Annotated in this window: 7 protein-coding genes and 1 other annotated feature; all 7 genes read left to right on the plus strand. The window is 29.8% G+C overall.

Features of this window, described 5'->3' with window-relative positions; translation table 11 throughout:
• Nucleotides 1–762, plus strand: a 762-nt coding sequence (locus tag VLM92_RS09310; protein WP_325276067.1) for a potassium transporter TrkG, incomplete at its 5' end; no start/stop codon positions are given.
• Nucleotides 763–852: 90 nt separating this feature from the next.
• Complete coding sequence (locus VLM92_RS09315; RefSeq protein WP_325276068.1) at nucleotides 853–1,524, plus strand: TrkA family potassium uptake protein; 672 nt, start codon at nucleotides 853–855, stop codon at nucleotides 1,522–1,524.
• A gap of 2 nt (nucleotides 1,525–1,526) precedes the next feature.
• Nucleotides 1,527–2,324, plus strand: coding sequence for an RNA methyltransferase (locus VLM92_RS09320; protein WP_325276069.1), 798 nt, complete (start codon nucleotides 1,527–1,529; stop codon nucleotides 2,322–2,324).
• A gap of 52 nt (nucleotides 2,325–2,376) precedes the next feature.
• Nucleotides 2,377–2,608: a binding site (T-box leader), on the plus strand.
• Nucleotides 2,609–2,660: 52 nt separating this feature from the next.
• A complete protein-coding gene (gene pheS / locus VLM92_RS09325) occupies nucleotides 2,661–3,680 on the plus strand; it encodes a phenylalanine--tRNA ligase subunit alpha (protein ID WP_325276070.1) in 1,020 nt (339 codons plus the stop codon).
• A 16-nt stretch (nucleotides 3,681–3,696) separates the two neighbouring features.
• Nucleotides 3,697–6,087, plus strand: a complete 2,391-nt coding sequence (gene pheT, locus VLM92_RS09330; RefSeq protein WP_325276071.1) for a phenylalanine--tRNA ligase subunit beta — start codon at nucleotides 3,697–3,699, stop codon at nucleotides 6,085–6,087.
• Nucleotides 6,088–6,109: 22 nt separating this feature from the next.
• Nucleotides 6,110–6,709 carry a cell division protein ZapA gene (zapA, locus tag VLM92_RS09335; protein WP_325276072.1) on the plus strand — a complete coding sequence of 200 codons (600 nt, stop codon included), beginning with the start codon at nucleotides 6,110–6,112 and terminating at the stop codon, nucleotides 6,707–6,709.
• Nucleotides 6,710–6,806: 97 nt separating this feature from the next.
• On the plus strand, nucleotides 6,807–9,014 hold a 2,208-nt coding region (locus VLM92_RS09340), incomplete at its 3' end, for a U32 family peptidase (protein ID WP_325276073.1).

Here is a 9,014-nt window from a genome sequence, read left to right on the forward strand (position 1 = left end):
ACTATTTCAACACTTATAGTTTTGGGCGGATTAGGTTTTCCTGTTATTCTTGATGTAATTAAATATAAAAAAATATCTAAATTAACAATACATTCAAAAGTTGTGTTATTCACAACAACTATGTTAATAGTAGTAGGAATGATATTTATATTATTATTGGAATACAATAATCCAGATACATTAGGGTCGTTAGGACTTGGAGGGAAGTTACTTGCTTCATTATTACAATCAGTAACAACTAGAACGGCTGGATTTAATACTATAGATTTAACTACAATGTATCAAAGTAGTATAATGATAATGATAATATTAATGTTTGTAGGAGCATCTCCTGCATCAACTGGAGGAGGAATTAAAACTACTACGTTAGCAGTACTAGTGCTTACAGTTAAATCATTTATACTTGGAAAAGAAGACATAGAAATATATGAGAGAAGAATTGAAACGTCTACAGTTAGAAAATCCTTAGGGATATTTTTTATAGGAATTGTAGTTGTGGTATTTGGAACTTTAATAATCTCAGTTACTGACTCTGAGTTTACATTAGTTGAAGCAGGGTTTGAAGTAGTATCAGCTTTTGCGACAGTTGGGTTAAGCATAGGAGGAAGTCCTAATCTAAGTACCTTGGGAAAAGTTTTCATAATGATGTTTATGTTTATGGGAAGAGTAGGATCTTTAACTATATTCATGGCATTAGCATCTAGAGGAATAAAGAAAAACCAACCGATTAGATATCCAGAAGGAAAAATAATAGTTGGATAATATATAAAGTATATATTTAAATTTAAAAATCAAATACACATTATTAGATATACATTGGAGATGAATTTTTATATGGAGAGGAAGAAAAAAATGAAACAATATATAGTTATAGGATGTGGAAGATTTGGTGCTTCAGTAGCTACAACTATGCATCTTTTAGGCCACCAAGTCATGGCTATAGATAAAGGTGAAGAAATAATTCAAAACATAGCAGATAAAGTTACACATGCAGCTATAGTAGATGTCACAGACGAACAATCATTAAGATCTTTAGGATTAGGAAATTTCGATGTAGCAATAGTAGCAATAGGTTCAGATATAAGAGCGTCTATAATGGCAACACTTATAGCTAAAGAAATGGGAGTATCTCAAATAGTATGTAAAGCTAAAGATGAGTTACAAGCTAAAGTTCTTTATAAAATAGGTGCAGATAGAGTTGTTTTCCCTGAAAGAGATATGGGAGTAAGAGTTGCACATAACCTAGTTTCTGATAATATATTAGACCATATAGAGTTAGATCCAGAATATTCAATAGTTGAAATAGTTACACCAACTAGTTGGGTAGGAAAAACATTAATAGAATTAGAACTAAGAGCGAGATATGAAATAACAGTTCTTGCTATAAAAACAGGAAAAAGCATAAATGTTACTCCAGCACCACATGAAGAGCTAAGGCCAGGAAGTATTTTAGTTGTAATTGGACAAAACAATAATATAAGTAGTATAGCATCAGAAAATAAAGATTTAATTAGGAGAAAGTAGCAATGTCTATAATGATAACGGCTAAAGATAATGATAAAGTAAAGTATACAAAAGCATTATTAAAAACAAAAAATAGGAACAAAGAATCAAAGTTTATAATAGAAGGATATAGAATATTAACTCTTGCTATAGAGTGTAATGCAAATATAGATTATGTATTTATAAATGAAGACTTTGAGGGCAAAGATGAACATGTAAGTTTTTTAAATACACTAAGAACAAAAAATATAAAAATATACAAAACTACAAATAAAATATTTAATGATTTAGTTGATACTGAAAATACTCAAGGTATTTTAGGTGTAGTTAAATTTAAACCAAAAAATATAGAAGAAAATCTAAATGACGAAAGTAGATTTGTTTTAATATTGGATAGAATACAAGATCCGGGAAATATGGGTACTATAATAAGAACGGCAGATGCAGCAGGTGTAGATGTTATAATTGCATTAAAAGGATGTGTAGACATATACAATCCAAAAGTTATAAGATCTACAATGGGATCAATCTTTGATATGAATATAATTCATACTACTCAAGATGAAGCTATTAGATTACTTAAATCAAAGAATTTTGATATTGTATCTAGTTATTTAGAGACAAATAATTTTTATAATACAGTAGAATATAGCTATAAGACGGCATTAGTTATAGGAAACGAAGCTAATGGAATAAATGAAGAATTAGTATCAAAATCAGATATATTGGTTAAAATACCTATATATGGAAAAGCTGAATCGTTAAATGCAGCAATAAGTTCAGCTATACTAATGTACGAAATAAAGAAATACCTAGTTTAACATATTGTAAGTACTATATATAATATGATATAATTATATGAAAAACATATTTTTAAATACTATGAAAGAGAAAAGTATTTTGATTAAACTTAGATCAGAGATAAGTACCTAGGCTGAAAGTACTTTCTAAGAATTCAAAAGAAGTTCCCTCTGGAGTATTAAAGCTGAAATTTATAGTAGGCTTTAACGTCAAAACGCGTTAAGTTTATTTGAGGTGGTTTAATAATTTACAATTATTAAGCTACTAGGGTGGTACCGCGAAATCATAGTCTTTCGTCCCTAGATAGGGATGAAGGGCTTTTTTTAATACATAAAAAAACGAAAGGGTGATTAACAGTGCAAGAAAAATTACTTAATTTACAAGAAGTTGCTTTAAGTGAAATTAAAGATACTTTGAGCATAGAAGCTGTAGAAAGTCTAAGAGTTAAGTACTTAGGTAAAAAAGGTGAAATAACTGCAATACTTAAAGAAATGGGTAAGTTATCAGCAGAAGAAAGACCAGTAATAGGTCAAGTTGCCAATAAGGTGAGAGAATCAATAGAAGAAAACATATCTTCTAAAAAAGAAGAATTAAGAGCTATAGAAAAGCAAAAACAATTAGCAGAAGAAGTTATAGATGTTACTATGCCATCAAAACCGGCTATAGTAGGAAAGAAGCATCCTATATCTCAAATAATAGATGAAGTAAGCGAAATATTTATAGGAATGGGATTCTCTATAGCAGAAGGTCCAGAAGTTGAAACCGTTGAAAATAACTTCGATGCATTAAATGCGCCAAAAGACCATCCATCAAGAGACATGAGTGATACATTCTATATAAATAGTGAATTATTACTTAGAACTCAAACTTCTCCAGTTCAAGTTAGAACTATGAAAAGTGCAGAATTACCTATAAAAATAGTATCTCCAGGAAGATGTTTCAGATTTGACTCACCAGATGCTACACATTCACCAATGTTCCATCAAATAGAAGGTCTTGTAGTAGGAAAAGATGTTACAATGGCTCAATTAAAAGGAACATTAAATATGTTCGTTAAGAAGTTATTCGGGGAACATACAAAAACTAAATTTAGACCACATAACTTCCCATTTACAGAACCAAGTGCTGAAGTAGATGTTACATGCTTTAAGTGTGAAGGTTCAGGATGTCCTATGTGTAAAGGTGAAGGATGGATAGAAATATTAGGAGCAGGTATGGTACATCCAAATGTACTTAAAAACTGTGGGATAGATCCAGAAGTTTATAGTGGATTTGCATTCGGTATGGGTGTAGATAGAATTACAATGCTTAAGTACGAAATAGATGATATAAGACTATTATTTGAAAATGATATGAGATTTTTAAATCAATTTTAATTAGGAGGGATTTAAGATGTTAGTACCTTTAAAATGGCTTAGAGACTATGTTAACATAGATAAAGATACTCAAGAATTTGCGGATATGATGACTATGACAGGGTCAAAAGTAGAAAAAGTAGAATTCTTTGGAAAAGAAACAAATGGTGTTGAGGTATGTAAAATACTTGAAATAGAACAACATCCAGATGCAGAAAGATTAACAGTTACAAAGGTTGAAGTGAGTGATGGGCAAATACTTCAAATAGTAACTAATGCTAAAAATATAAAAGTTGGCGATTATGTTCCTGTTGCAAGAATAGGTGCAGTATTACCAGGAGATTTTAAAATAAAAAAAGGTAAGTTAAGAGGTGTATTATCAGAAGGAATGTTCTGTGGAGCTGAAGAATTATCTATACCTTCTCAATATGTTGAAGAACACAAAAAAGATGGAATATACATATTAGATCATCAAGACTCATTTGAATTAGGTATGGATGTAAGAGAAGCTTTAGGAATTAATGATGCTTTAATAGAATTTGAAATAACTTCAAATAGACCTGATTGTAGATCAATAATAGGTATAGCAAGAGAAGCTGCTGTTACATTAGGAAAAGAATTCAGATATCCAGAAATAAAAGTAAACGAATCTGATGAAGAGATGGAATTTGAAATTGATATACAAACAGATTTATGCAAGAGATACTGTGGAAAAGTTGTAAAAGATGTTAAAGTAGGTCCTTCTCCATACTGGATGCAAAGAAGACTTATAGAAGCTGGAATGAGACCAATAAGCAACATAGTAGATATAACAAACTATGTTATGTTAGAGTTAGGTCAACCACTTCACGCATTTGACTTAGATGATATAAAATACAATAAAATGATAGTTAAACTTGCTGAGGAAGGCGAAAAGTTTACTACATTAGACGGTGTTGAAAGAACATTAACATCAGATATGTTAGTTATAGGAAATGAAGATAAAACATTAGACTTAGCAGGAATAATGGGTGGAGAAAATTCTGAAATAAAAGATACAACTACAGAAATATTTATAGAAGGTGCAAGCTTTGCTAAAGAAAATATAAGAGCTACATCTAAGAAATTAGGATTAAGAACAGAAGCATCATCAAGATTTGAAAAAGGCATAGATGTTAATTTAACAGAACTTGCTGTAAATAGAGCGTGTCAATTAATAGAAGAATTAGGTTGTGGTAGAGTACTTAATGGTATGCTTGATCACTATCCTAAGAAAGAAGAAGTTCAAAAGATAATAGTTAACCCTCAAAGAATAAACAGATTATTAGGTGTTAATGTAGCTATGGACCAATTCATAAATATATTAGAAAGCTTAGAATTTAAGTGTAACTTAATAAGTTCTGATAAATTAGAACTAGAAGTTCCAAGTTTTAGATTAGATATAACTGAAGATGCAGATATATTAGAAGAAATAGCTAGAATATATGGATATGAAAATATACCATCAGCAGATTTAGAAGGAAATGCTACAGCAGGAGTAAAAACTGATAAGCAAAAATTCATGGATAATGTAAAAAATAATGCTATAGCAGTAGGATTAAATGAAATATTAACATATTCATTTGTAAGCCCTAGAGGTGTAGATAAAATAAACTTACCACAAAATGATGAGAAGAGAAACTTTGTTAAGATAATAAATCCATTAGGTGAAGAGACATCTGTAATGAGAACGAGTTTAATACCTAATATGTTAGAAGTAATATCTACAAATATATCTCATAAAGTTGAAGCTGTATCAGCCTTTGAATGTGGAAACACGTTTACTCCACAAAATGGATTGCCAGTAGAAACAAAGAAATTCTGTACAGGGATGTATGGCAAAGAAGTTGATTTCTTTGTATTAAAAGGAATTGTAGAAGCTATATTAAATAATGTAGGATTTAAAGGATATGAAATAGAGCAAGAAACTACTAATTCTACATTCCATCCTGGTAGATGTGCAAAAGTAGTGTATAATAATATATATATAGGTACTTTTGGAGAATTACATCCAGATGTTATTGAAAATTATAATTTAGGTCAAAGAGTTTATGTTGCAGAAATAGATGCAGATTTAGTATTTGAAAACTTAAATTGTGTTAAAATGTACAGTCCATTACCAAAATACCCATCTACATCTAGAGATATAGCATTGATAGTTAAAGATGATGTATTTGTTAAGCAAATAGAAGATATAATCAAAGCTAACGGTGCAGGACTAGTAGAAAGCTATGAATTATTTGATGTTTATAAAGGAGCACAAATAGAATCAGGTCATAAATCTATAGCATACTCTATAACATATAGAAGTGCTGAAAAGACTTTAACAGATGAAGATGTAGCAAAAGTACATGATAAGATATTAAGTGAGCTAAGTGAAAAATTAAATGCAAACTTAAGATCTAACTAACTAACGTAAGGGGTGTGTTAGTATGAATAAGGTTATGGTAAAAATCAACGGTGCTGAATATCCAATGGTGGGAGATAAATCAGAGCAACACATGATAAGTGTTGCATCATATGTTGATAAAGAAATGACTAGAGTAATTGAAAATAATCCTAGATTAAGTAAATCTGTTGCAGCTATAGTTACAGCTGTTAATATAACAGATATACTATTTGAATGTTCAGAAGAAAATGATGAACTTTCTAAGCAAAATGATGAACTAAAGAACAAAGTTGGCAAGTCAGATGAAGAGCTTAAACTAGAGATGAGAAAATTACAAATTTCATTACAAAATAAAGTAAAAGAGCAAGAAAATTATAATGCAAAAATAGAGGAACTAAATAAAGTGATTGAAGATCAAAAATCACAAATAGAAGAATTAGGGAATAGAACAGAAGCTTCTAAAGAAGAAGTTGATAGCTATAAAGCTCAAATTGAGGAACTTAAAGCTCAAATTGACGTAGCAGAAGAAAAAGCTACAGTAGCAGAAAAATTATCTTCAAAGTTCCAAAATGATGCATATAAAGTACAGCTAGAAAAAATAGAACTTGAAAACGAGGTAAAATACCTTAGAGCAATGAAATAATAACAGAAATTAAGCCTTCAGGGGAACCTGAAGGTTTTAATTTTTACAATTAGGGATATTATAAATATAGGATAAATATTCCTTAAAGGAGGACAATATGAAAGACGTAGAATTATTAGCACCCGTTGGGTCTTTTGAAGCATTAAAAGCAGCAGTTCAAAATGGAGCAAATGCTGTATACCTAGGTGGTAAAGATTTTAGTGCAAGAGCATCAGCAAACAATTTTGATAGAGATGAATTAAAAAAAGCAGTTAGATATGCACATATAAGAGGTGTACAAGTATTTGTAACTGCAAACACGTTAATAAAACAAAATGAAATACATGATTTTGTAGAATATGCAAAATTTTTATATGACATAGATGTAGATGCTATAATACTTCAAGACGTAGGTATGGCAAGGTTTATAAAAAAAGAGTTACCAGATTTCGAAATACATGCAAGTACACAAATGGTTGCACATTCTTTAGAAGATGTTAAATACTTAGAATCAATTGGATTTGATAGAGTAGTTTTAGCTAGAGAAGTTACTGTAGAAGAAATAAAGTATATTTGTGATAACTGTGATGCAGATATAGAAGTATTTGTTCATGGTGCATTATGTGTATGCTATTCAGGACAATGCTTAATGAGTAGTATGATAGGAAATAGATCTGGAAATAGAGGAAGATGTGCTCAACCATGTAGACAAAAGTATGAACTTATAGATATACATACTGGTGAAGTTATTAATAGTAATGGAGAGTATTTATTAAGTCCAAGAGATTTAAATACTATAGAAGAAATTGATAAAATAATAGACACAGGAGTTCATTCTCTGAAAATAGAAGGAAGAATGAAAAAGCCAGAGTATGTTGCAACAGTTATAGATAGTTATAGAAAAGCAGTAGATGAATATAATGAAACTAATAAACTGAAAGTATCAGGTGAAACAATAAGTGATTTATATACCATCTTCAATAGAAAATTTACTAAAGGTCTTGTATTAGGTGAAGTAGGAAAGGATGTTATGAATTCAGAAATACCTAATAATCAAGGGCTATATATAGGGAAAGTTCTAGATCATAACAAAAGAACTAAAAGACTTAAAATAATGCTTGAAAATACCCTTAAAAAGGGTGATGGGATAAACCTTGGTGGAGGAACTATAGGAAGAATTATAAAAAATGGTGATATACATACTATAGGATACGAAGGTGAACTAATAGAGCTAGATTTTGTTGGAGATGCAAAAAGAGGACAAATTGTATTTAAAACTTCTGATAGTGAATTAATGGATAGAGTACAAGCTACATTCCAACAAGATAAAGAACTTATAAAAAGTGATATAGATGCACAAATAACTATAAAATTAGGACAAAGCCCTATACTTACATTAAGTGATAAAAAAGGAAATAGTGCAACCATAGAGGGAGATAAAATCGTTGAACCTGCAATGAAAGTTGCGTTAAGTAAAGAAAAAGTAGAAACTCAAATGCAAAAACTTGGAAATACTCCTTATGTACTTAGAAATCTAGAAATAATATTAGATGATACTGTTAGCTTACCAGTAAGTATACTAAATCAAATGAGAAGAGATTGTATTGAACTTTTAGATGAACAAAGAGTTAAGATAAAAAATAGAAATCATAAAAATAAGGTTATAAAATATAATCCAACTAAAGTAAGCAGAGACTCATTTGAAAAAATATCAGTAAAAGTTAAGAACATAGAACAACTAGAAGCCGCATTACAGTGTAATGTCGATATAGTTTACTATGAAGATGTTAACACGCTTGATGAAGCACTAAAGACGGGAATTAAATTTAATAAGAAAATAGCATATTCAGCACCAAGAATCATAAGACATAAAGAGTATAAACAATTAGAAAAATCCAAGCAAACAGGTGTGAATTCTGTACAAGTTGGAAGTTGGGGAGCTTTAGATTACTTCAAGGATAAAGAATTAAATATAGATTACTATTTAAATGCATTTAATAGTGAAACAATAAATCACTTTAAAGAAACTGGAGCTACTAATTTATGTTTATCTCAAGAATTAAATATATACGAGATAAAAGAAACATTAAAGTATACAGATATGCAAATAGAAGCTGTGGTATATGGATATACTCCACTTATGATAACTGAGTACTGCCCAATGGGAGTTATAGTTCGTGATTGTAAAAAGGATAAAAGAGTTGCAAAATGTAAGGAAAGTACATATGCTTTAAAAGATTTTAAAGATGAACAATATAGAATATCTCAAGATATATTCTGTAGAAGTACTATCTATAATTCAAAAGTAACTTGTATGCTAGACAAT

Source organism: Romboutsia sp., assembly GCF_035470145.1.
GTDB lineage: Bacteria > Bacillota > Clostridia > Peptostreptococcales > Peptostreptococcaceae > Romboutsia_D.

Excerpts from the sequence above, each read along its gene's own strand:
- VLM92_RS09315 (WP_325276068.1), top strand. The coding sequence starts at position 853 with ATGAAACAATATATAGTTATAGGATGTGGAAGATTTGGTGCTTCAGTA.
- VLM92_RS09320 (WP_325276069.1), top strand. The coding sequence starts at position 1,527 with ATGTCTATAATGATAACGGCTAAAGATAATGATAAAGTAAAGTATACA.
- pheT (WP_325276071.1), top strand. The coding sequence starts at position 3,697 with ATGTTAGTACCTTTAAAATGGCTTAGAGACTATGTTAACATAGATAAA.
- zapA (WP_325276072.1), top strand. The coding sequence starts at position 6,110 with ATGAATAAGGTTATGGTAAAAATCAACGGTGCTGAATATCCAATGGTG.